Genomic DNA, 23,040 nt, shown 5'->3' on the forward strand with positions numbered 1-23,040 from the left:
GCATGTCAACTTATTCGGATCCACATTTGAAAATTTTTTCATTGAGTAGCAATCGCCCATTAGCAGAGAAGATTGCTGCTTCTGTCGGTGTGGAACTATCGGAAATCAATATCGCTCGGTTCAGTGACGGTGAGATTCAAATAAATATTGAGGAATCTGTCCGTGGAGATAATGTTTATGTTATCCAACCGACTTCAGCACCAGTTAATGATAGCTTGATGGAATTGCTTATCATGATTGATGCATTGCGTCGTGCAAGTGCACGTTCAATTAACGTTGTTATGCCTTATTATGGTTATGCACGTCAAGATCGTAAAGCACGTTCACGTGAGCCAATTTCAGCTAAATTAGTGGCCAACATGATACAAATGGTTGGTGCTACACGTGTGTTAGCCCTTGATTTACACGCATCACAAATCCAAGGATTCTTTGATATCCCTGTTGATCATATGATGGGTGCACCATTATTGGCTGATTACCTAATTACGACAGGTATTGCTGATGATAATACTGTTGTTGTGTCACCTGATCATGGTGGTGTTACACGTGCACGTGCCTTGGCTGAGTTACTAGGTTCACACGAACCAATCGCCATTATTGATAAGCGTCGTCCAAAGGCGAATGTTGCCCGTATTATGAATGTTATCGGTGATGTTAAAGGTAAGCGTGCCATCATGATTGATGACATGATTGATACTGGTGGAACTATCACACAAGGTGCTCAAAAATTGAAGGATGAAGGTGCTTCAGAAGTATACGTTGTGGCTACACATGCCGTATTTTCAGGTAAAGCTGTTGAAAATCTTCAAAATTCTGTTTTTGAAAAGGTCATTGTGACTGATTCAATTAACTTGCCAGAAGAGAAGCGTTTCTCTAAATTGGTGCAAGTTTCAACTGCAGAGTTAATTGGTGAAACAATTAAGCGTATTAATGAGAACCGACCTGTATCACCATTGTTCAAGAGCCGTTTCCATCGTACTGCTGAGTAAAGAAATATTTAATCGTTGTTCTAGCTTTGTTTAGAGCAACCTTTTTTTATCAAAAGGGGAAAATAATGGCAAAAAAGAAAATGATTTTGGATTTGGATACTGGGGTAGATGATGCATTAGCACTTGCCTATGCATTGGCAACCCCTGATGCCGATTTAATTGGCGTTGTATCATCATTTGGAAATACCCAAGTTGAAACAGCGGCCCAAAATACGTTGAAATTATTAGAATTATTGGGTGAAAAAGACGTCCCTGTATTCATGGGGGCGAGTCATTCATCAACAACGAATGATTTTGAAACGATGCAAGTATCAAAAGATATTCATGGTGACAATGCCATTGGGGACGTTGTTTTACCTGAACCTCAGCAAACTGTATCATCAGAATCAGCAGTTAACTTCTTGATTTCATCAGCTCATAAGTATGCTGATGACTTGGTTGTTGTGCCAACTGGTCCATTAACCAATCTTGCGGCTGCTTACCAAAAAGATCCTGAAATTGCTGATTTAATTGGTAATGTTACGTTAATGGGTGGTGCTTTGATTGTGCCAGGCAATGTCACATCATATACAGAAGCAAATATTAATCAAGATCCAGAAGCAGCAGACTATGTCTTTAAGCATGCGAAGCATCTAGTGATGGTTGGGTTGGACGTTACTTTGCAAACTTTGTTAACGAAGAAAGAAACCCAACAATGGCGTGATCTAGGTACTGAAAAGGGTCGTGTCTTTGCGGATATCTTTGATTTTTATATTGATGCTTATTACAATTTGGATATTAATAAAGCAGGAGCTGCACTACATGATCCATTAGCAGTTGGTGTTGCGGTTGATCCTAAATTAGTCACATTGTTGCCATTGAACATGATGGTTGACCCTGATGATGGTCGTACGATTGGTGATCCACAACGTTTGCGTGATGCCCATAAGAATAATTTTGCTGCAGTTGAAGTTGATGAGCCATTCTATCTAGAACGTTTTATGAACTATACTTTGGCAATTTTAGGTTAATAAGGGTAATGACTTGCAAATTTATGTTCGGTCGTGTATCATAAATGTTTGTGAGTTATCAAATAAATGGTAGCTTTCCTTGCCGGCAGGTAGTCGGCCATAGACCAAAAGGAGGAATATATAATGGCATACGAATTAACTTACATTATTCGCCCTGACATGAATGCTGACGATAAGAAGGCATTGGTTGAGCGTTTTGACAAAGTTTTGTCAGATAATGGTGCTACGGTGGTTGAGTCAAAAGACTGGTCATCACGTCGCTTTACGTTTGAAATTGCAGGTTACCGCGAAGGTCTTTACCACGTGGTTACTTTCACAACAGAAGATGACACAGCTATTAACGAATTTGATCGTTTGGCTAAGATTTCAGATGATATCTTGCGTCACATGGTTGTTAAGCGCGAACTAGCATCAGCTGAGTAATTATTATAAATTACTTATTTAATTTAATAATTTTAGTGACTAGGTTTAAGGAACTTGGGAGGAGGCTTTCCATATGATAAATCGTGTTGTTTTGATTGGTCGTTTGACTCGGGATGTTGAATTGCGTTATACGACTAATGGTGCTGCCGTTGCTTCGTTTACATTAGCCGTTAATCGGCAGTTTACGAATGCGAATGGTGAGCGAGATACAGATTTTATTAATGCAGTCATTTGGCGCAAAGCTGCAGAAAATTTTGCTAACTTTACGTCTAAGGGCTCATTAGTGGGTATTGAAGGCCGTCTGCAAGTGCGTAATTATGAAAATCAACAAGGACAACGTGTTTATGTCACCGAAGTCGTTGTAGAAAACTTTTCATTATTAGAAAGTCGTGCTGAAAGTGAAGCTCGTCGTGCTCAAAATGGTTCTAATAATACGAACAATTTTGGTGGCGGTCAGCAACGTAGCCAAGGGAACTATAACCCTTCTTCATCACAAAGCAATCCATTTGGTGCACCTGCATCTAATGGTAATGTATTTAATGGTGATAATTCGGCTTCGTCACAATCATCTAACGATCCTTTTAGTGGTGGTCAAGAGATTGAAATCTCAGATGATCAATTACCATTCTAAATTATTAAAGACAACATTGTCTAACGACATCATTCTATCAGGAGGAATTTAAACATGGCACAACAACGTCGTGGTGGCGGCCCTCGTCGCCGTCGTAAGGTTGACTTTATCGCAGCCAACCACATTGAATACGTGGATTACAAAGATACTGAATTGTTGGAACGTTTCATCTCAGAACGTGGTAAGATTTTGCCTCGTCGTGTGACTGGAACTTCAGCAAAGAACCAACGCAAGGTTACGACTGCTATTAAGCGTGCTCGTATCATGGGACTTTTGCCATTCGTTGCAGAAGACTAATTTGCGAATGTTAAAAAGGAAGCTCGGACTTTGTCTTGGCTTCCTTTTTGCGTTTTAGGGCATCGCAAAGTTAATGTCAGCTTTGCTGATGTCTTTTTATGTTGTTTTTGTACTATTTAAGTTAAAATATAAGCTACAGGAGGGGATTCTATGAAAAAAGTTATTTGGTTTATTGTGGTGTTTGTCATAGGAGCTGTTTTTGGTGGCGTTGGTGTTTACTATGCGTCTGATTTCCAAGCTGATCGAAGCGAAGATAAATACGAATCAAGTTATCGTGAAACCAGAGCATCTTCATTATCAAAGTCACAAGTCAGTGAGAGTAAGAGCAGTAGTACACAGACAGATAGTAGCTCAGCTGCTAAAGAATTACCCAATCAAAAGACTGTCACAAAGCATGTTCAAGATGACTTGGATAAGTTTGTTAAAGAACAAAAAGATGATTTAATTAAGCATTCATCAACCGAAGATGCAGTTGATGCGTTTGAAGATTCATATCTTGATACGTACGAGGAAGAACTACAATCACAGTATCCTGGTGATGTGAACGAAGACAAAATTGAGCATATGTTAGATCTTGCAGAAGCAACGATTAATGTGCAACAAAAAATTAAAGATGCACAATAAATATGTTAATTAGCAGGAAAAGGGTTGGAACAAGGAACGTTCTAACCCTTTTTAATGTAGATAATAAAAACACAAAAAAAGAGAGTGATTTTAAATCACTCTCTACGTTAGTGGACAAGCAGGGGCTCGAACCCTGGACCCACGGATTAAGAGTCCGTTGCTCTACCAACTGAGCTACTTGTCCAAGATGTTACATGTTATCTCGCAACAACATATAATAATATATCATATAATAAATATATATGCAAGATAAAAACTTAATAGCTTTTATCAATGGACAAGCAGGGGCTCGAACCCTGGACCCACGGATTAAGAGTCCGTTGCTCTACCAACTGAGCTACTTGTCCAAAACGTTATATACTATCTCGCAACAACGAATATTAATATACCATATAAATAAGCCCGATGCAAGCTTATTTTACAAAAAATTTAGTGAATTAATGCTTGCTTTTTTTTGTAAGCCGTGTAAAATCAATTGATAAATAAATATATCTATTATTTTTGTAGATTTAATCGTTAGATAAACGGGCTAACAAGTTTCTACCGCCTACCCAAAATAGGCGACAATCCACAAATGTTTAGAATAACTGTCGTGTTAACTAGCATTTGTAGGATACTATACTATTCTATAAATGCTTTTTTTGTATAAAAATGGAGGAACCATGGCTAAATATAGTGTTGCAAACAAATTTGTATCAATGGGTTTAACGTTTCAAGACGTCGACCTACCAATCAGTCAGACAAGTAATCAACAACAAGATGTTTTAATGCAAACTATACTTACGCCTACTTTGAAATTGAATCAACCAATTTTGTCAGCTGCCATGGATACAGTCACTGAATCAAAAATGGCGATTGCATTGGCAAAGTTTGGTGGTTTAGGTGTTGTTCATAAGAACATGTTGATTAAAGAACAGGCAGCAGAAATTAAAAAGGTTAAAGCAACTGTTGTTGATTTTTCTGAAACACCAAATGCAGCTGTCGATGTTAATAATCAATTAATTGTTGCTGGTGCTGTTGGTGTAACTTCAGATACGATTGATCGCGTGGCTGCTTTGGCAGATGCTGGTGCCGATGCAATTGTCTTAGATTCAGCGCACGGTCATTCAGCCGGAGTATTGCGCAAAGTTCGTGAGGTGCGTGATGCTTTCCCAGATATTAATATTATTGCTGGTAATATTGCTACTAAAGCAGGCGCTGCCGCATTGTATGATGCTGGTGCCGATGTTGCTAAAGTCGGTATCGGACCTGGATCAATTTGTACGACACGTGTTGTTGCCGGTATTGGTGTCCCACAAATTTCTGCTATTGTTGCCGCCCAAGCAGCCGCTAAAGAATACGGTAAAACCATCATTGCCGATGGGGGTATTAAAACAGCCGATGATATGACAAAAGCGTTGTTAGCGGGCGGTAATGCAATTATGCTGGGATCAGTATTAGCAGGAACGTTTGAAACACCTGGTCAGGTAGTAACCGATGAGAAGACCGGTCTTCGTTATAAAGCATACCGTGGTATGGGTTCAATTGCCGCAATGGAAAATGGCTCAAAAGATCGCTATTTCCAAGGAGAGGTTAATGAAGCTAATAAGATGGTGCCAGAAGGAATTGAAGGCAAGACAGCTTACAAAGGTGAATTATTAGACGTTATTCAACCATTATTGTCACAAGTTAAGACAGATCTTGGGCAAGCCGGTTTTTCATCAATTCATGAGGCAGCTGAGAGTGGTAGTTTAATCAATAAAGTTGCTAATAATGATTATGCAAAGGTTCAACAAAATGTACGTATTATGACAAAAAAGGAGGCGTTAGTATAATGGTTAATCAAAGCGGATTGGGACTTGATGAGGTATTGTTAGTACCTAGTGCTTCAGAAGTTTTACCTAATGAAATTAACATTACAACTCAAATTTCGAATCAATTGACATTATCAATTCCAGTAATTGGAGCGCCTGATTTTACAACACTAGTAGATGCAAAAGCATTTGCTAAAGAAGGTACGTTAGGAATTTTACCAAGTGAGTTGGCAACGGTTGATAATATTAAATCAATTAAAGCTGAAAATGATGATTATATGGTTGGTGCCGTTGCATCAACAGTAGCTGAAGTGGATCAATTGGTGCAAGCCAACATTGATGTTGTTGAATTATCAACCGATACTGACGACAAAACTTTGGCAGATATAATTACCGAGATTAAAGCTACGCAGCCATCATTGCCATTATGGGTTGGCCCCGTAGCAACTTTAGATACTGCCAAGCATGTTTTGGCTGCTGGTGCCGACACAATTGTAATTGGTAGTACAAAAACAACGCCAGTAACCAAAGCCTTAACAACCACGATGGCATTTGCTGAATTAGCTTCCGAATATGATGCTAGTGTCATTTTAGGGTCAGATATTAAGTATTCTGGTGATGTGGTTAAAGCATTAGCCGCTGGTGCGGTTGCTGTTATGGTTGATAAAGAAATTATTACTAATGTTATCGCTGATAATATTTTCCAAATTAGTGGTGGCCTTCGTTCAGGTATGGGTTATACTGGTTCCAGTAATGTAGAAATGCTACGTAAAGGTGCACAATTTGTTCAAATTACTGATGCTGGTTTAGTTGAAAGCCATCCCCACGACGTCGTCTTAACGAAGGATGCGCCTAATTACGCTCGTCGTTAATTTATATAAAAATCGATAAATAAAAAAATGACCGTCAGATTTAATTGACGGTCATTTTTAAACGATGGACAAGCAGGGGCTCGAACCCTGGACCCACGGATTAAGAGTCCGTTGCTCTACCAACTGAGCTACTTGTCCAGATAATTACTTTACAACAACATATAAAAATATATCATATGTCAGAAAACATTGCAATAAAAAATTTATCATTGTGGTTAGCATTTATTGATATTTAGCATATAAAAGCATAAGAAAAACGATATATTAATTTTTTATAAAGTTTTATTTTGGTAAAATTGCCTACCATGCTATAATAACAATCAGAGACCCACCATTGGGAGGAACATAATAATGAGTAAAATTTTGGTTGTAGATGACGAAAAACCGATTTCAGATATTATAAAATTTAATTTAACTAAAGAGGGTTACGACGTTGCGGTTGCAATGGATGGTCAAGAAGCTTTGGACTTGTTCGAAAGTGAAGACCCTGATTTGGTATTATTAGACCAAATGTTACCTGAGGTCGAAGGTACAGAAGTATTACGTCAAATTCGTACAACTTCACAGACACCAGTTATTATGGTGACTGCTAAAGATTCAGAAATTGATAAAGTCTTAGGATTAGAGATGGGTGCAGATGATTATGTAACTAAGCCATTTTCTAATCGTGAGTTATTAGCACGAATTAAGGCCAATTTACGGCGACAATCATCATCATCAAGTCAAGGACAGGTTGATGATAGTGGTGATATTAAGATTGGTGCTTTAACAATCCATCCAGATGCCTATATGGTATCTAAGAATGGCCAGGATATTGAATTAACACATCGTGAATTTGAATTGCTACATCATTTGTCAAAGCATATTGGTCAAGTTATGACTCGTGATGATTTATTGCAAACGGTCTGGGGTTATGACTATTTTGGTGATGTCCGGACTGTTGATGTGACGGTGCGTCGAATCCGTGAAAAGATTGAAGAAACACCTAGTCATCCGCAAATTTTGATGACCCGACGTGGTGTTGGTTATTACCTAAAGGCATCAGAAGAATAAAGTGTTTATTAAAAGGCTAGTGCCTTGCCAAATGGCATCGGCACTAGCTTTTTTCAATTAAGAGAGGCAGTATGAAAAACATGAAAAGAACGCACAAATGGCGTCATTTTTTTGCGTCGATTCATTTTAAGATTGCGTTGGTATTCACGTTAACTTTGATTGTTACATTAGAGTTGGTGGGTGTTTTCTTTGTGCGTCAATTAGAACAACAAAGTTTGTCTACTTTCCGCAATCAAATCGAACTGCCAGCCTACGTTGAAGATTCATTAACGCAACAATTATCGAGTAATAATCAAGATAATGTTAATCAAAATATTCACACTATTTTAAATTCAACAAATAACGCAGCTATATCGGAAATTCAAGTTTTTGACACAGTAGGTATTTTACGTGGTACAAACGACGTTGATAATCAGGATAAAGTTGGTCAAAAAACAACCGATAGTAATATTAAAGCGGCAATTTCAGGCAGTAAATATAAGCGAGATCCAATCATTACCCAGAATGATTCCCGTTATCAATTAGTTATTAAACCTTTAAGGCATTCAACTGATGGTAAAAGTAACATTGTTGGAGTGGTTGTTGTTCGGGCAAGTGTTGAGTCAGTTTATGATAATTTGGCTAAAATTTCATATATTTACTTTGCTTCATTGGTCTTTGCCGTTATTTTGGGTATTATTATGGCGATATTTATTTCACGTAGTATTACCCGACCAATTGCTGAGATTAGTGCCCGTACGAACAAAATTGCTCAGGGTGATTATTCAGGTGGTATTGATGTCCATACTAACGATGAAATCGGTCATTTAGCACAAAATGTTAATATGTTGGCTGAACGAATTGATGAAACGACTAATTCAATGGACTTTGAACGACGCCGTCTAGATTCTGTTCTTGAGTATATGACAGATGGTGTTATCGCCACTGATCGACGAGGCAATATTAATATTATAAATATTGCCGCATTACGCATGACCGGACTTACAGATAATAAAGATGCAGCTGGCCGTTCAATTTTAGACGTACTACAAATTGCTGATCAATATAGTCTACGTGATTTATTAGATAATCAACATGAATTGCTATTGGACTTTAGTACTGACGAACATCCATTGAATATTCGTGCCTACTTCAGTTTGATTGAACGTGCGTCAGGCTTTATTTCTGGTCTAGTTATTGTGCTACATGATGTTACGGAACAACAACGTACTGAACGTGAACGTCGTCAATTCGTTTCAAACGTATCACACGAATTGCGTACGCCATTAACATCAGTAAAGTCATACGTTGATGCTCTCCAAGAAGGAGCGGTAGAAGACCCTGAAGTAGCGCATAGCTTTTTGAGTGTTGCTCAAGATGAAACAACCCGTATGATTCATATGATTAATGACTTACTTGAATTATCACGAATGGATTCAGGAACAATGAAAATTGATAATGAATTTATCAATATTGCCAGTTTATTCAATTACGTCCTTGATCGCTTTGACATGATTATTGCCAACGATGATAAGCCAGAAAAGTACTATACAATTGAACGTGTTATTCCAAACTTCCAAATTTGGGTAGATGTGGATACTTCTAAATTGACCCAAGTGTTGGATAATATCATGAACAATGCGATTAAGTATTCGCCAGATGGTGGTGTGATTACAGCTCGATTGGAAGATCATCAAACTGAAGTTGTATTGAGTATCGCTGATCAAGGATTAGGAATTCCGCAGAAGGATGTGGTCCAAATTTTTGACCGGTTCTTCCGTGTTGATAAGGCTCGTTCACGTGCACAAGGTGGTACAGGATTGGGCTTGGCAATTTCTAAAGAAATTATTGAACGTTTTGGTGGCCGCGTATGGGTTGAGTCAACTGAAGGTAGTGGTTCTACATTCTTTATTGCTTTGCCGTACGAGCCTTATGACGAATTAGATGATGAATGGGATGATGGTGACTGGGATGAAGAAGGATAAACAGTGGCGTATTCGCCTGAGTTACTTCAGACAACGGTACGGCTTGATTATTGCATTAATCATCGCAATTTTGATTAGTATTTTCTTGTCAGTACAATTGTGGCAAAGTCCGGGTCATATTACGCAAAAAAAGCAAGCAGCACCAGCGCAACAAAAAGACGTTGTGGGAAAGAATTTGGCTAACATTTATGGTGTTTCACAATTAACTTTTAATGATGAAAAAGGAAATCGGAGTGTTATGGATTTCCAATCAAAGTCAAATCAGTTAATTTCACGTGTTAAAAAATGGCATTTAACTTATAAAGATAATAAAACGCTTTCTAAGAATGATTATTTAAAGACTCTGGCTAAAAAAGATACGGTTGTTATGAGTTTTCCAGATGCTATTTCAGGAAGTGTTATTAAACATATTTTTGGTAAAAATATTAGGATTGCTAATGACACTTTAATTGACCATGTGCGATTACCCAAAAAAGGTACTGATATTGCGCTTTATAGTGATGTAAATCGTAAAATGTATCGTTATCGTGGTAGTGATGCATCACAAACGATTAAAACAGCTAAAAAAGGGGAAGAAACAATTCCCGTTACGTACCGTTGGATTGGCAGTAATGTGGTGATGGTGCCTGATAAGCCAATTCAATTACAAAGTTATAGTTATCTATTGGATAGTGATCATACGGTGACGCAACTAGCTAAAATTTTCCCAGATAGTGGGAAACGGACAGTTACTAATGATCAAGAATTATTAACGTATACTAATGGTGATAACCAACGGATGACTCGTAATTTAAATACTGGATTAATCCACTATGACGCTTATGGTATCAATCAACATGATAATACCGTTAGTCAACGACAAAAAAATGGTTATCAATGGTTAGTTGATTTACATCAGTTATCGGATGATTTGTATTATTTTGAAGGTAATAATAAAGATAAAACATTGGTTTATCGCTTATTTGTTAATGGTCTGCCTATTTTTAACCAAACTGATAGTGGTACTGTTCAGGTAAAACATAAACCTAATCATCACGAACAAATTATTTTGTCACAGTATTCATTACGCGTACCATTACCGACTGATAAAAATAAACGGGTAACGTTACCAACGATGGATGATGCCTTAAATGATTTGGCGCGTCATGGTATTGCAACCAAGGATATTCAAAATATGATGTTAGGTTATCGTTGGGAATCTAATTCAGAAAAGCAAGTCGTTAAACTACAGCCGGAATGGTATTTTGAACAAGATGGCGCTTGGCAATCGGTTGATGGACGTATTGCGGAAGGAGGACGCTAAATGGATTTTCGAAAAGTCTTAACGGCCTTCTTAATAGTTTTTATTGCCTTGGATATTTTTCTAGGTTTCCAATGGGTTCAACAATATCCATTTAGTGATCACCGTGATCCAGAAAAACAAGTGTTAAATGAAATGCGTGATGATGGCATCACTTATGATAATTTATCAAAAAGTCGTCACACGGGTTCTTATATTGCTGGTAAAGATGGTCGTGATGATTTGGCTAATAACCAAACCCAATTAAATAGTGATTGGCAAACGGATATGAATGATGATGTTTTGACCGTTTCAATGACTAAACCATATCGCTTAGCAGAATCTGGTGAAAATAATGTTAATACGAAGGCATTAAATAAATTCATTAAAAAAGATCAGCATGTTATTAATGGTGATCAATATCGCTTTAGTAGTAAATTGACTAAGATTGCGCAATCTAATAATAAAAAGAAAGATACACAACCTTACGTTTATGTACAAAAAATTGCCAAAGAACAACGCCCATATTTAACGAATCGGGGGCAAATCACCTTTGAAGTTAGTGATGAACATCGGTTAAAAAAATATGAACAACAATATATTAGCGATACACAGTTTTTGCGCAATGATGTGCAATTGATTTCTGAACAACAAGCTTTGATTGCACTCTATCAATATAATGATTTGCCTGATGGTAGCCAAATCAAGCAATCAAAATTGGGTTACGAGCCACTCACAACTGTGGATGATGATATTATTTTTGTGCCAGTTTGGCAATTTGCGATGACTAGTAAGGGACAGAATATGTCCGTCGCTTCAGTTAACGCAATAAATGGAACGATAATGAAATAAACATTTCACAACGTGTTAAAATATAACATGTGGTGAAATCAGTAATGAAGAGCCGCTTATTTTAGTTATGCTAAAATGAACGGCTTTTTATTCGATAAGGAGTTAAGAATGTCAGACGATTTTAAAGTGTCAATGTTAGCGTCAGGTAGTAAAGGAAATGTGACGTATATTGAAACACCTAGACACAAAGTGCTCGTTGACGCCGGCCTTTCGGGTAAAAAAATAACAAATTTAATGTCACAAATTGGACGTTCACTAGATGATGTTGATGCGCTATTTGTGACTCATGAACATAGTGATCATATTGCGGGTGTCGGCGTATTAGCTCGTAAGTATGGTATGGATATTTATGCTAATCAAAAAACTTGGCAAGCAATGGCTGGTAAAATCGGGAAAATCAATACTGATCAAATACAATTATTTGAGCCAGGACAAACTAAGCTAATGGATGATTTGGATATTGAGAGTTTTAGTGTTTCTCATGATGCCGCTGATCCACAGTTTTATGCTTTCCATCATGACAATAAGACCTTTGCGATGTTAACAGATACGGGATATGTTAATGATCGTGTGATTGGAACCATTAAAAATGCTGATGCAATTTTAATGGAAGCTAATCATGATTATGAAATGCTACGTATGGGGAGTTATGCATGGCCATTAAAGCAACGTATTTTGAGTGACCAAGGTCATTTATCTAATGAAGATGGTGCGTTAGCTTTGACACAAATTTTGGGTGATAAAACGAAACAAGTGTATTTGGGTCATTTGAGCCAAGAAAATAATCAAAAACCATTAGCGCATTTAACAGTTCAATCAGTATTGGAAGAACATGATTTTGGCGTTGATCATGATTTTGGTTTGTTAGACACTGACCCTGCCGTGGCAACACGATTAATCCAAATATAAGGTTTATTAAGGGTTATATTAAGTCGATTTAAAGGGAAATGGTTTAATATTAGGTATAATATAACAAGTTAATCAAACAGAATAGATATGGGGCAAAGATATGAAATCATCTTCGGGAACAAAAATTATAATAATGAGTGTTGTCGCAGGTTTGATTGGTGGTGGAGTTGCAGCAGGGGGTGTTGTACATTTTACACAGGATGATCAAACGTCTAGTGTGACAAAATCAAATACCAAACCAGTAAAGGTGAATGATAATAACGTTAAGGGCACTTCTAGTGCTACTAAAGCATTTAAGAACGTTTCTGGTGCGGTTGTTTCGGTAATTAATTTACAAAAGCAACAATCATTACAGTCGGATTTCTTTGGAGAACAAACAAATGGTGACAAAGATGATGATTCTGGCTTACAAACAGCTTCAGAAGGATCTGGAGTTGTTTATAAGAAAAATAATAATACAGCATATATCGTGACAAATAATCACGTTGTTGCCGGATCGAATGAAATCCAAGTATTGCTAAGTGATGGGACTAAGTTGAAGGCAAAACTAGTTGGAACTGACGAACAAACTGATTTGGCCGTTTTGCAGGTTAATGCCGATAAGATTAGCGAAATTGCTGACTTTGCTAATTCGAATAAGGCGGAAGCTGGTCAGTCAGTTTTGGCCATTGGTTCACCATTAGGCTCAGAGTATGCAACTTCAGTTACTGAAGGAATTATTTCAGCGACAAAGCGTCAAGTTGATGCAACAGACGAATCTGGTAATTCTCTTGGTAAAGCAACGGTTTTGCAAACTGATGCGGCTATCAATCCTGGTAATTCAGGAGGACCACTTGTTAATTTAGCTGGTCAGGTTGTCGGTATTAATTCCATGAAATTAGCCTCTTCTGAAGATGGTACTTCGGTAGAGGGTATGGGATTCGCAATTCCTTCAAACACAGTTGTTAACATTATTAATGAGTTAGAGAAGAATGGTAAGATTGAACGTCCTGCTTTGGGTGTTTCAATGGTTGATTTGAGTAATGTATCTGCTAGTGACCAAAGTGATGTCTTGCATCTGCCAGCAAATGTCTCAGATGGTGTTATCATTGTCGACGCTGAAAATGGTTCACCAGCAGCTAAGGCTGGTTTGAAGCGTTATGATGTCATCACAAAACTTGATGATACTAAAGTTAGTGATTCAGGTGAATTACGTGATGCGCTTTACAAGCATAAAGTTGGCGATACTGTAAAGATTACTTACTATCACCGTGGTGATGAAAAGACGGCTGATGTTAAGTTAGATAAAACAACAAGCTCATTAAAGAGAGAACAATAATTAGTTAAGTAAGAGAGGTCGGAACACTTGTGTTCAGGGTTCTCTTCTTTTTTGTAAATAAATCGATAAAATTGTGAAACTTTTTTGTAACTTTGGTTGTATATATTATACGTATTCACTTTTGTTAGTGGAATTCATTACTCCCCAAAGTATATGAAAATTACATAGTTCCCCAAACTATGTATCCCCCCTTCACTGGTTGCGATAGTACCCGGTGGTGGACCATCGTTGCGTTCCCCCTCTTGCACGGTGGTCTTTTTTTATACCAAAAAAAGCCGTTTACAAAAGAATTGACGTGGGTCAATCGTTTTTTGTAAACGGTTTTTGCTTTATGCGTTATTTTCTGATACGACTAGTTGTAAGGCGTAAGTGCCAATAACACTGTTATTATTTAATAGTTCATACGTTACGTTAATTTCACCATAAGGATGTTCAGCTGAAATTTGATTAGTAAGTTGGGTTGCTTTAACAGCGATGGGGACGTTTCCTTGTGATGTGACATATTGCGTTTGAAAAGTCTTACCGGGTACAAAATGTAATTGGACATCAGTGAATTGATTATGACGATGTAATAAAATATCATCTGTTTGGGTGATTTTAAAGGTGGTTGGTGTTTTAAAGCCTTCTTGATGCTCTGTATAACGAATGTATAAAGCATTCGGCATTACGGTTACGGTACTGGTTTCTTGGAATGAAAATTCTTCAATATCATTACCTTGGCTAATGGTGGTAGTTAAGGTAATGGCTGTTGACCAACTTTTTCCTTTAGGTTGCATATTAAACTCCTTTAATTAAAGACTACTTGTACCTATTATACAGGGTTCAATGCGGTATAATATAGAAAATAGCGATTATTTAGCAGAATAGAAAGGAAATCATGGCACAATTTATTAAGACAGGTTCAGAAAAAGTATTTAGGGATCCCGTGTTAAATTCAATACGAGTAAAAGATCAGGTTATTCTGGATTTAATTGGGACGTCAGAATTTCAGCGGTTACGTCGCATTAAACAGCTTGGTGTCGCTAGTGCTGTGTTTCATGGGGCGGAACATTCAAGATTTTCACATTCACTAGGTGTTTATGAAATTGCGCGTCGCTTTGCTAATCATTTGGAACAATTTTATCCTTCACAAGAACCCGGGGATGGGTTATGGGATGTGAATGAACGTTTAGTGTTATTATGTGCAGCGTTGCTTCATGATGTTGGACATGGCCCATATTCACATACATTTGAGCACATTTTTAATACAGATCATGAAGGATACACACAAGCCATAATCTTGTCACCTGATACTGAAATTCATCAGGTTTTAGCAGGTGTGTCTGATGACTTTCCAGAAAAAGTAGCCAGTGTTATTGCTAAAACATATCCAAATCCACAAGTTGTGCAGTTGATTTCTAGTCAAATTGATGCTGACCGGATGGACTATTTGTTGCGTGATGCTTATTATTCAGGTGCAACATATGGACAGTTTGATTTATCACGAATTATTCATATGATGCGTCCATATGCTGGCGGTATCGCATTTGACGATAAGGGTTCATATGCCATTGAAGATTACGTTGTATCACGTTATCAAATGTATGTACAAGTGTACTTCCATCCTGTTTCAAGGTCTTTTGAAGTATTGCTACAGCATCTATTAGAACGGGCAAAATTTGTATATGATGAAAGTCAAAAGGATCCACGTGTTAGCGCAGAATTTATTTCGCCGATCTTACGACCATTGTTTGCTGGTGATTTAACGTTGCAGCAATATCTTATGTTAGATGATGCAGTGATGTTAGCTGATATTAGTACTTGGCGGTATGCTGAAGATTCTGTTTTGGCTGATTTAGCAATTCGTTTTCTTGATCGTAAGCCTTTAAAGTCAATTGTGATTACTGAAGAAACGAGAAGCTTACTACCAACTATTAAAAGGTTGATTGATTCGGCTGGTTTTGATACGAGATATTATACGGCAGAAAATGATAGTTTTGATTTGCCATATGATGCCTATAACCCTAAGGTGAAAAAGCCCCGTACACAAATTGAACTCATGCAATTAGATGGTTCGTTAGTTGAATTATCAACGCGTAGTGCGCTAGTTGAAGCGATGACAGGACGCATTTTTGGTAATGCACGGTTCTTCTTCCCACGTGAGATGTTGGTACAGCATGCGGTAGATGATATTATGGCGCCGGTTTATCAAGAATTTCAACGTTACGTGCTCAATGAAACATTAATTGACCCAGAAGGAGAGTAAAGAATAGGATTAAACATGGCGATTAAACTAATTACAATTGATATTGATGACACATTGGTCAATTCTGAAAAGAAGATTACACCACGTGTTAAAAAAGCGTTGCAAACAGCCGCCAATCAAGGTGTAAAAATTGTCTTGACTACGGGACGTCCGTTAGCGGGTGTAAAAAATTATTTAAGTGAATTAGGTTTAGATAATCAAACAGACCAATTTGCGATTACGTATAATGGTAGTGTTGTGCAGACCACGACAGGTGAGCAATTAGGTGGTCATGAATTGGCATTGGCTGACTATAAAAAATTTAAGCAAATAGCTAGTGAATATAACGCCTATTTTCAAATTGAAGCATTGGATCATGCTGTTACCGAAAATCATTGGATTAACCGTTATGCAAATGGCGAAAATAATATGGTGCAAATGCCGTTACAAATTAAATCAATCACTGATATGACGACTGATGAGCATTATGTAAAGTTTATGTTCATCGATGAAGAAACAAAGGTTAAGCAATTAGTGGCTAATATGCCAAAGTCTTTGCGGGATGACTATTATATCGTGCAATCAACACCTAATTTTTTGGAAGTGATGCATAAAGAATCGACTAAAGGTAACGGTTTAAAGATTTTAGCTGATAAGCTAGGTGTTGATATATCAGAAACCATGGCATTGGGTGATCAACATAATGATTTGACGATGATTCAACAAGCCGGCTTGGGTGTTGCGATGGCTAATGCGGTTGATGAAATTAAACAGCAGGCTGATTTTATAACAACGTCACAAAATGAAGATGGTGTTGGGCTAGCCGTTGAAAAATGGGTTCTGGGTCAAAATGTGCCTGAACTAGAAAATTAAAATGAAAAATATTTGCTCAAATGCTAGAAATATTGTAATATTAGACATTGAGTAAGACCGCGAAAGGACGTGCAGTGATTTGGCATTAACACAATTTGACGGCCAAAATAAGGATGAGCTTTCAATGATTGAAGTTGCTCGTGCAATTTTGTCTGACCGTCATGAAACCATGGGATTTAATGATTTGTTGAATGAAGTACAATCATTCACGGGTAAGTCGGACGAAGAAATTCGTGCGCGCCTAACACAATTTTATACTGATTTAAATATTGACGGTTCATTCATTTCATTGGGTGATACAATGTGGGGATTGCGTTCGTGGTACCCAATTGACTCAATTGATGAGGCCGTTCATTTGGATCTAGATGAAGAAGTTGAAGGTAAGCCAAAGAAGAAGCGTAAGAAGATTAACGCATTCTTGGCAGATGCCGACGATGATGATGACGTTATTGATTACAATAATGATGATCCTGAAGATGATGATTTTGACGTCGAAGATACTGACGATGTCGCTGATGATGCCGACGACGATGACGATGATGAGGATTCTAAGTCAACTGATGATTTTAATCATGATGAAGTCGCTGGTGGTATCGGTGACGAGATCAGTGGTATCAAGACTGACGTTGATGATGATTATGGTTCAGGAGATATTGAACATTAATTTTGATTGATTGTTTGACAGGTCCGGTGATTTCATGTATTATTAAATTCCGGGCTCTTGTATTAGGTTACAAGGCGTAATCAAAGTTGATTAATGCTCCCAACGCTACCAAGCATTGGGAGCTTTTTTATTTTTTATTGGTATTGACAGAGAACTCGGAGGATATATTTATATGACGGCTAAATACATCTTTGTTACTGGTGGTGTGGTTTCATCATTGGGTAAAGGTATCGTTGCAGCTTCATTAGGACGCTTGTTGAAAAATCGTGGATTTAAAATTGCAGTACAAAAATTTGATCCATATATTAACATTGACCCAGGTACGATGTCACCATACCAACACGGTGAAACTTTTGTTACCGAAGATGGTCTAGAAACTGACTTGGATTTAGGTCATTATGAGCGTTTCATCGATATTAATTTAAATAAGTATTCAAACGTTACTTCTGGACGTGTTTATTCAGAAGTACTTGCGAAAGAACGTCGTGGTGATTATGATGGGGCAACAGTTCAAGTTATTCCACATATCACGAATGCACTAAAAGAAAAAATGATGCGTGCTGCTGAAACCACTGATGCAGACATTGTGATTACTGAAGTTGGTGGAACAGTCGGTGATATTGAATCATTGCCATTTATTGAAGCATTGCGTCAAATGAAGAGTGAAGTTGGTGCTGAAAATGTTGCTTACATTCATACTTCATTGATTCCATATTTGCGTGCCGCAGGTGAAATGAAAACTAAGCCAACGCAACATTCAGTTTCTGAATTGCGTTCATATGGTATCCAACCTGATATGCTAGTGGTTCGTACTGAACAACCTATTACACAAAGCATGCGTGATAAGTTAGCACTATTTACTGACGTAAAGCCAGAAGCTGTTATCGAATCACTTGATGTTGATATTTTGTATGAAGTTGTTTTGAACATGCAAAAGCAAGGTATGGATGATGTTATTTTGAACCGTTTGGGTCTAACTGCTCCAGCTGCTGATTTGACTGAATGGCGAGCAATGATTGATAAGATTCGTTACTTGAAGAAGGAAATTAATATTACTTTGGTTGGTAAGTATGCGGATCTACAAGATGCTTATATTTCAGTTAATGAGGCTTTGCGTGCCGGTGGTTATGCTGTTGATGCTGACGTTAGAATTAATGCGATTAATTCTGAAAAGGTTAACGCTGATAATGTGGCTGAAATGCTTGCAGATGCCGATGGTGTCATTGTTCCTGGTGGTTTTGGACCACGTGGAACAGAAGGGAAGTTAGCTGCTATCAAATATGCACGTGAAAACAATGTGCCATTCTTAGGTGTTTGCCTAGGAATGCAATTGGCAACAGTTGAATTTGCTCGTGATGTCTTAGGACACACTAATGCTAATTCAATTGAGTTAGATGAAAATACTGACACACCAGTTATTGCTTTGATGAATGACCAAAAAGAGATTACTGATCGTGGTGGTACTATGCGTTTGGGATTGTATCCAGCTGTTCTAAAAGAAGGTAGTTTAACGAAGAAGTTGTATGGTAACAAGTCTGAAATTATGGCACGTCACCGTCATCGTTATGAGTTTAATACTGCTTATCGTCAAGAACTAGAAGATGCAGGTATGGCCTTTGTTGGAACTTCACCTGATGAAACATTGATGGAAATTGTTGAAATTCCAGCAAATGATTTTTTCGTGGCAGCACAATATCATCCAGAATTTACTTCACGTCCAAATCATCCAGAGCCATTATATGCGGGCTTTGTTAAAGCCGCATTGGCAAAACATGAAAAATAATAGCTGAATGATAGAAAAAAAGACTGATAATTTTGAAATTATCAGTCTTTTTTTAGGTTAGTATAGTGTTCAATTGTTATAATTATAACCATAGTTATTTTTGAGAAGTATGGTCAATTTTAAGAAAATTTACTAACGACACGTTGTTGTAATTTAATTGTAACTACTGTAAAATTAATTGAGTATATTGTTTACGATGGTATGGGATCATCAGCGTCTGGCGATAGTCAAACGATAGAAAATAACAAAATTTTGAATGAATGGACCTTAACAAAGGATGATAGAGTATTTACTCTAAAAGGATTGATAAAATGAAGAAGTTGGTTATCCATGGCGGACGGCGACTCAGTGGTGAAGTAACCATTGGGGGGGCTAAAAATTCGACTGTCGCATTAATTCCAGCAGCTATTTTAGCTGAGACACCTGTGAAATTCGACAGTGTACCTGATATTTTAGACGTATATAATTTACAAGCCATTTTGAGCTCTATGAACGTGAAGTCAACGTTTGAGGGTGGTGAACTAATGATTGATCCAACTAATATTGTTGAATCAGTTTTACCATCAACAGCTATTAAGTCATTAAGAGCATCTTATTATTTCATGGGTTCTTTGTTGGGCCGTTTTGGTCGTGCTACAGTAACATTTCCTGGTGGAGATAATATTGGACCTCGACCAATTGATCAACATATTAAGGGTTTTCAAGCATTAGGTGCAACTGTACATGAAGAAAATGACACAGTGTATATTAATGCTGAAAATGGTTTAAAAGCAGCTCGTATTTTCTTAGATGTTGTTTCAGTAGGGGCTACCATGAATATTATCATGGCAGCAGTTCATGCTGAGGGAACGACGGTTCTAGAGAATGCAGCGCGTGAACCTGAAATTATCGACTTGGCAACGTTCTTGAATAATATGGGTGCACAAATTCGTGGTGCTGGAACTGATGTGATTCGTATCACGGGTGTTGAGCATCTAGAATCAAAGAACACACATACAATTATTCCAGATCGTATTGAGGCTGGTACGTATCTTGCATTAGCAGCAGCGCAAGGGGATGGTATCCTAGTTAAAAATGTTATTCCTGAACATTTGGAATCATTTACGGCTAAGTTATTTGAAATGGGTGTTAAGTTAGATGTACGTGAAGATAGTATTTATGTACCTAAATCAGTTGATTTGCAACCAGTTCAAATTAAAACAGCACCATTCCCTGGGTTTGCAACTGACTTACAACAACCGATAACACCTTTGCTAACATTGGCACACGGAGAGAGTGTTGTTTATGAGACAATCTATCCAGAACGGACACGTCATATACCTGAATTGCAAAAGATGGGGATGTTAGTTTCAAATCCAGAACATGGCAAGATGGTTGTTCAACAATGCAGTGGCTTCCACGGTGATCGTGTTTCTGCTGCCGAAATTCGTGCTGGCGCATCATTAGTTTCAGCAGGCTTAATGGCCGATGGTGTGACTGAGGTTATTAATGCAGAACACGTACTACGTGGTTATGATCACATTGTACATAAGTTAACGATGTTGAATGCTGATATTGAAATTGCTGAAGAATAAATAAACATAAAAGATAATAAAAAAATGTAAAAAGCAAATGTGTTATGAACAGAACATTATGTTTTTTACATTTTTTTTGCAATTATCTAGAAAAACCGATTTAAAAGGTTGCTAATTAGTAATTATAAGGATAAACTAGATAAGTTACAAAAATAGCGGACGATTACTAAGAACAGACGCAGTATGGACGCCGGATTGTGTCTAGTCTGTTTTTATGTTGATAAGTTCAAGACATTAGAGAACGATTGTTGCGGCAATCGTTACTGGAGGAAAAATTTTGAAGTTTTCAGAGTTAGGTCTTACACAAGACCTTTTGACAGCCATTGAGAAGCATGGCTATGTAGAAGCTACGCCAATTCAGGAAAAAACAATTCCTTTGACAATGGCTGGTAAAGACGTTATTGGTCAAGCCCAAACAGGAACAGGAAAAACAGCTGCTTTTGGATTACCAATCTTAGAGATGATTGATACTGACAATAAAGATGTACAAGCTTTAGTTGTCTCACCAACCCGTGAATTAGCTATTCAAACCCAAGAAGAACTATTTAAGCTTGGTCGTGATAAGCATGTTCGTGTTCAAGCTGTGTTTGGTGGTGCTGACATTCGTCGTCAAATTAACGGTTTAAACCATGGTGCTCACATTGTTGTGGGAACACCAGGTCGTTTAATTGACCACATTCGTCGTGGTACGATTAACTTATCACATGTTAAGACGTTGGTTTTGGATGAAGCTGATGAAATGTTGAACATGGGATTCTTAGAAGATATTGAATCAATTTTGAAGGCTGTTCCGGATGAACGCCAGACATTGTTGTTCTCAGCAACTATGCCAGCTGCTATTAAGCGTATTGGTGTGCAATTTATGTCAAATCCTGAACATGTTCAAATTGCTGCTAAGGAATTGACCACTGATTTGGTTGATCAATATTACGTTCGTGTTCGTGATTTTGAGAAATTTGATGTGTTGACTCGTATCTTAGATGTGCAACAACCAAAGCTAGCAATCATGTTCGGTCGTACAAAGCGTCGTGTTGATGAATTAACACGTGGTTTGGAGTTACGTGGTTTCAACGCTGCTGGTATTCACGGTGATTTAACACAACAAAAGCGTACGCAAGTTTTGAAGCAATTTAAGAATGCTGAAATCCGCATCTTGGTTGCAACCGATGTTGCTGCTCGTGGACTAGATGTATCTGGTGTTGACTATGTTTACAATTTCGATATTCCACAAGATTCAGAATCATATGTCCACCGTATTGGTCGTACCGGTCGTGCTGGTGCTCATGGTACTTCAGTAACATTTATTTCAAATTCTGAAATGGATTACTTGAAGGACATTGAAAAGTTGACCAAGAAGCGTATGCAACCATTAAAGCCATACACACATGAGGAAGCTCTTGCTGGTCGTATGAGCGTTGCTGCTGATTCTGTTGATGACATTGTAAAGTCTACAGCTAATGTTGCTGATTCAGACTTGGTTACACAATTGGTTGAAAAGTATGATGCTCGTCAATTAGCAGCTGCTTTGCTTGGTGCAGCTGCCAATGTTGAGCAAATGGATGCTGAGTACAAGTTGTCACACGAACGTCCACTACCACATAAGCATGGTAATGGTGGTCGTCGTGGAGGCCGTGGCGGTGGCTATCGTGGTCGTCGTGATGGTAATCGTCATCACAATAATGGTGGCTATCGTGGCAACCGTGGTCAACGTGAACGTCGTTCATACGATCGTGGATCTCGTAATGGTTCTGGTGATCGTTCACAACGTGGCCGTTCAGGTTCATCTCGTCGTCAATCACGTAATTTTGTCATTAAGAACAATGATTAATCATTAAATAAAATTTTTATATAAGCATCATAAGCGTTTATTCAAATTCTTATGGTGCTTTTTTGTATGATAGAATAAAA

21 protein-coding genes, 3 tRNA genes and 1 riboswitch are annotated in these 23,040 nt (G+C 37.8%); of the genes, 20 read left to right on the forward strand and 4 right to left on the reverse strand.

The genetic code is table 11. From position 1 onward, the window contains the following. The first annotated feature begins 2 nt into the window (after positions 1 to 2). The 6 genes from ACSYSF_RS00520 to ACSYSF_RS00545 all read left to right on the forward strand — a co-directional run bounded on the left by ACSYSF_RS00520 (position 3) and on the right by ACSYSF_RS00545 (position 3,974). The gene (locus ACSYSF_RS00520; RefSeq protein ID WP_489867803.1) at positions 3 to 989 is read left to right on the forward strand and encodes a ribose-phosphate diphosphokinase; all 987 of its coding nucleotides are present in this window, start codon (positions 3 to 5) and stop codon (positions 987 to 989) included. A 65-nt stretch (positions 990 to 1,054) separates the two neighbouring features. Then, entirely contained in the window at positions 1,055 to 1,999 is a 945-nt protein-coding gene (locus tag ACSYSF_RS00525; protein WP_489867804.1) for a nucleoside hydrolase, read from the forward strand. 123 nt (positions 2,000 to 2,122) lie between these two features. Beyond that, positions 2,123 to 2,422, forward strand: coding sequence for a 30S ribosomal protein S6 (gene rpsF / locus ACSYSF_RS00530; RefSeq protein WP_489867805.1), 300 nt, complete (start codon positions 2,123 to 2,125; stop codon positions 2,420 to 2,422). A 73-nt stretch (positions 2,423 to 2,495) separates the two neighbouring features. Beyond that, on the forward strand, positions 2,496 to 3,053 hold the full coding sequence (gene ssb / locus ACSYSF_RS00535) for a single-stranded DNA-binding protein (protein ID WP_489867806.1): 558 nt from the start codon (positions 2,496 to 2,498) through the stop codon (positions 3,051 to 3,053). Positions 3,054 to 3,107: 54 nt separating this feature from the next. Then, positions 3,108 to 3,350, forward strand: a complete 243-nt coding sequence (gene rpsR / locus ACSYSF_RS00540) for a 30S ribosomal protein S18 (protein ID WP_002828737.1) — start codon at positions 3,108 to 3,110, stop codon at positions 3,348 to 3,350. 150 nt (positions 3,351 to 3,500) lie between these two features. Next, positions 3,501 to 3,974, forward strand: coding sequence for a hypothetical protein (locus ACSYSF_RS00545; protein ID WP_489867807.1), 474 nt, complete (start codon positions 3,501 to 3,503; stop codon positions 3,972 to 3,974). A 111-nt stretch (positions 3,975 to 4,085) separates the two neighbouring features. Here the strand turns inward: ACSYSF_RS00545 and ACSYSF_RS00550 are convergent. Together ACSYSF_RS00550 and ACSYSF_RS00555 are read right to left on the reverse strand one after the other, a co-directional pair. After that, positions 4,086 to 4,158 (reverse strand) — tRNA-Lys (locus tag ACSYSF_RS00550). A 90-nt stretch (positions 4,159 to 4,248) separates the two neighbouring features. Beyond that, positions 4,249 to 4,321: transfer RNA gene (locus ACSYSF_RS00555), tRNA-Lys, on the reverse strand. 138 nt (positions 4,322 to 4,459) lie between these two features. Next, positions 4,460 to 4,561, forward strand: a riboswitch (purine riboswitch). Between the two features lie 75 nt (positions 4,562 to 4,636). Here ACSYSF_RS00555 and guaB point away from each other — a divergent pair. Both guaB and ACSYSF_RS00565 read left to right on the forward strand, forming a co-directional pair. Beyond that, positions 4,637 to 5,788, forward strand: a complete 1,152-nt coding sequence (guaB, locus tag ACSYSF_RS00560) for an IMP dehydrogenase (protein ID WP_489867808.1) — start codon at positions 4,637 to 4,639, stop codon at positions 5,786 to 5,788. Continuing rightward, entirely contained in the window at positions 5,788 to 6,639 is an 852-nt protein-coding gene (locus ACSYSF_RS00565; protein WP_489867809.1) for an IMP dehydrogenase, read from the forward strand. The genes guaB and ACSYSF_RS00565 overlap by 1 nt, the downstream gene beginning before the upstream one ends. A gap of 65 nt (positions 6,640 to 6,704) precedes the next feature. Here the strand turns inward: ACSYSF_RS00565 and ACSYSF_RS00570 are convergent. Beyond that, positions 6,705 to 6,777 (reverse strand) — tRNA-Lys (locus ACSYSF_RS00570). Between the two features lie 213 nt (positions 6,778 to 6,990). On the opposite strand from ACSYSF_RS00570, the gene yycF reads away from it, so the two are divergent. The 6 genes from yycF to ACSYSF_RS00600 all read left to right on the forward strand — a co-directional run bounded on the left by yycF (position 6,991) and on the right by ACSYSF_RS00600 (position 14,014). Further along, positions 6,991 to 7,692, forward strand: coding sequence for a response regulator YycF (gene yycF, locus ACSYSF_RS00575; RefSeq protein WP_489867810.1), 702 nt, complete (start codon positions 6,991 to 6,993; stop codon positions 7,690 to 7,692). 71 nt (positions 7,693 to 7,763) lie between these two features. After that, positions 7,764 to 9,656 carry a cell wall metabolism sensor histidine kinase WalK gene (gene walK, locus ACSYSF_RS00580; protein WP_489867811.1) on the forward strand — a complete coding sequence of 631 codons (1,893 nt, stop codon included), beginning with the start codon at positions 7,764 to 7,766 and terminating at the stop codon, positions 9,654 to 9,656. Next, positions 9,643 to 10,959, forward strand: coding sequence for a hypothetical protein (locus tag ACSYSF_RS00585; protein WP_489867812.1), 1,317 nt, complete (start codon positions 9,643 to 9,645; stop codon positions 10,957 to 10,959). Before walK ends, ACSYSF_RS00585 begins: the two co-directional genes overlap by 14 nt. Beyond that, positions 10,960 to 11,787, forward strand: coding sequence for a two-component system regulatory protein YycI (locus ACSYSF_RS00590; protein WP_489867813.1), 828 nt, complete (start codon positions 10,960 to 10,962; stop codon positions 11,785 to 11,787). Positions 11,788 to 11,895: 108 nt separating this feature from the next. After that, the gene (locus ACSYSF_RS00595) at positions 11,896 to 12,696 is read left to right on the forward strand and encodes an MBL fold metallo-hydrolase (RefSeq protein WP_489867814.1); all 801 of its coding nucleotides are present in this window, start codon (positions 11,896 to 11,898) and stop codon (positions 12,694 to 12,696) included. A 100-nt stretch (positions 12,697 to 12,796) separates the two neighbouring features. After that, a complete protein-coding gene (locus ACSYSF_RS00600) occupies positions 12,797 to 14,014 on the forward strand; it encodes a S1C family serine protease (protein WP_489867815.1) in 1,218 nt (405 codons plus the stop codon). A gap of 329 nt (positions 14,015 to 14,343) precedes the next feature. Here ACSYSF_RS00600 and ACSYSF_RS00605 read toward each other — a convergent pair whose 3' ends face one another. After that, on the reverse strand, positions 14,344 to 14,790 hold the full coding sequence (locus ACSYSF_RS00605; protein ID WP_489867816.1) for a YwiB family protein: 447 nt from the start codon (positions 14,788 to 14,790) through the stop codon (positions 14,344 to 14,346). A 101-nt stretch (positions 14,791 to 14,891) separates the two neighbouring features. Here ACSYSF_RS00605 and ACSYSF_RS00610 point away from each other — a divergent pair, with 101 nt between their 5' ends. The 6 genes from ACSYSF_RS00610 (at position 14,892) to cshA (ending at position 22,960) form a co-directional block, all read left to right on the forward strand. Next, entirely contained in the window at positions 14,892 to 16,259 is a 1,368-nt protein-coding gene (locus ACSYSF_RS00610; RefSeq protein ID WP_489867817.1) for an HD domain-containing protein, read from the forward strand. A gap of 15 nt (positions 16,260 to 16,274) precedes the next feature. After that, positions 16,275 to 17,111 (forward strand): sugar-phosphatase, encoded by an 837-nt coding sequence (gene yidA, locus ACSYSF_RS00615; RefSeq protein WP_489867818.1) that lies wholly within the window; start codon positions 16,275 to 16,277, stop codon positions 17,109 to 17,111. Positions 17,112 to 17,190: 79 nt separating this feature from the next. After that, a complete protein-coding gene (rpoE, locus tag ACSYSF_RS00620) occupies positions 17,191 to 17,775 on the forward strand; it encodes a DNA-directed RNA polymerase subunit delta (RefSeq protein ID WP_489867819.1) in 585 nt (194 codons plus the stop codon). Between the two features lie 172 nt (positions 17,776 to 17,947). Further along, positions 17,948 to 19,558, forward strand: coding sequence for a CTP synthase (gene pyrG, locus ACSYSF_RS00625; protein WP_489867820.1), 1,611 nt, complete (start codon positions 17,948 to 17,950; stop codon positions 19,556 to 19,558). Positions 19,559 to 19,869: 311 nt separating this feature from the next. Next, positions 19,870 to 21,132 carry a UDP-N-acetylglucosamine 1-carboxyvinyltransferase gene (gene murA, locus ACSYSF_RS00630; protein WP_489867821.1) on the forward strand — a complete coding sequence of 421 codons (1,263 nt, stop codon included), beginning with the start codon at positions 19,870 to 19,872 and terminating at the stop codon, positions 21,130 to 21,132. Between the two features lie 277 nt (positions 21,133 to 21,409). Then, on the forward strand, positions 21,410 to 22,960 hold the full coding sequence (cshA, locus tag ACSYSF_RS00635) for a degradosome RNA helicase CshA (protein WP_489867822.1): 1,551 nt from the start codon (positions 21,410 to 21,412) through the stop codon (positions 22,958 to 22,960). The last annotated feature ends 80 nt before the right edge of the window (positions 22,961 to 23,040 follow it).

The organism is Weissella sp. ESL1139 (genome assembly GCF_058506735.1).

Bases quoted from the DNA above. Each gene is read 5' to 3' on its own strand.
- pyrG (WP_489867820.1), top strand. From the start codon at position 17,948: ATGACGGCTAAATACATCTTTGTTACTGGTGGTGTGGTTTCATCATTG.
- yidA (WP_489867818.1), top strand. From the start codon at position 16,275: ATGGCGATTAAACTAATTACAATTGATATTGATGACACATTGGTCAAT.
- ACSYSF_RS00545 (WP_489867807.1), top strand. From the start codon at position 3,501: ATGAAAAAAGTTATTTGGTTTATTGTGGTGTTTGTCATAGGAGCTGTT.
- ACSYSF_RS00565 (WP_489867809.1), top strand. From the start codon at position 5,788: ATGGTTAATCAAAGCGGATTGGGACTTGATGAGGTATTGTTAGTACCT.
- ACSYSF_RS00525 (WP_489867804.1), top strand. From the start codon at position 1,055: ATGGCAAAAAAGAAAATGATTTTGGATTTGGATACTGGGGTAGATGAT.
- ACSYSF_RS00595 (WP_489867814.1), top strand. From the start codon at position 11,896: ATGTCAGACGATTTTAAAGTGTCAATGTTAGCGTCAGGTAGTAAAGGA.
- ACSYSF_RS00600 (WP_489867815.1), top strand. From the start codon at position 12,797: ATGAAATCATCTTCGGGAACAAAAATTATAATAATGAGTGTTGTCGCA.
- ssb (WP_489867806.1), top strand. From the start codon at position 2,496: ATGATAAATCGTGTTGTTTTGATTGGTCGTTTGACTCGGGATGTTGAA.
- murA (WP_489867821.1), top strand. From the start codon at position 19,870: ATGAAGAAGTTGGTTATCCATGGCGGACGGCGACTCAGTGGTGAAGTA.
- ACSYSF_RS00610 (WP_489867817.1), top strand. From the start codon at position 14,892: ATGGCACAATTTATTAAGACAGGTTCAGAAAAAGTATTTAGGGATCCC.
- guaB (WP_489867808.1), top strand. From the start codon at position 4,637: ATGGCTAAATATAGTGTTGCAAACAAATTTGTATCAATGGGTTTAACG.
- ACSYSF_RS00590 (WP_489867813.1), top strand. From the start codon at position 10,960: ATGGATTTTCGAAAAGTCTTAACGGCCTTCTTAATAGTTTTTATTGCC.
- ACSYSF_RS00585 (WP_489867812.1), top strand. From the start codon at position 9,643: ATGAAGAAGGATAAACAGTGGCGTATTCGCCTGAGTTACTTCAGACAA.
- ACSYSF_RS00605 (WP_489867816.1), bottom strand. From the start codon at position 14,790: ATGCAACCTAAAGGAAAAAGTTGGTCAACAGCCATTACCTTAACTACC.
- ACSYSF_RS00520 (WP_489867803.1), top strand. From the start codon at position 3: ATGTCAACTTATTCGGATCCACATTTGAAAATTTTTTCATTGAGTAGC.
- yycF (WP_489867810.1), top strand. From the start codon at position 6,991: ATGAGTAAAATTTTGGTTGTAGATGACGAAAAACCGATTTCAGATATT.
- rpsF (WP_489867805.1), top strand. From the start codon at position 2,123: ATGGCATACGAATTAACTTACATTATTCGCCCTGACATGAATGCTGAC.
- walK (WP_489867811.1), top strand. From the start codon at position 7,764: ATGAAAAACATGAAAAGAACGCACAAATGGCGTCATTTTTTTGCGTCG.
- rpsR (WP_002828737.1), top strand. From the start codon at position 3,108: ATGGCACAACAACGTCGTGGTGGCGGCCCTCGTCGCCGTCGTAAGGTT.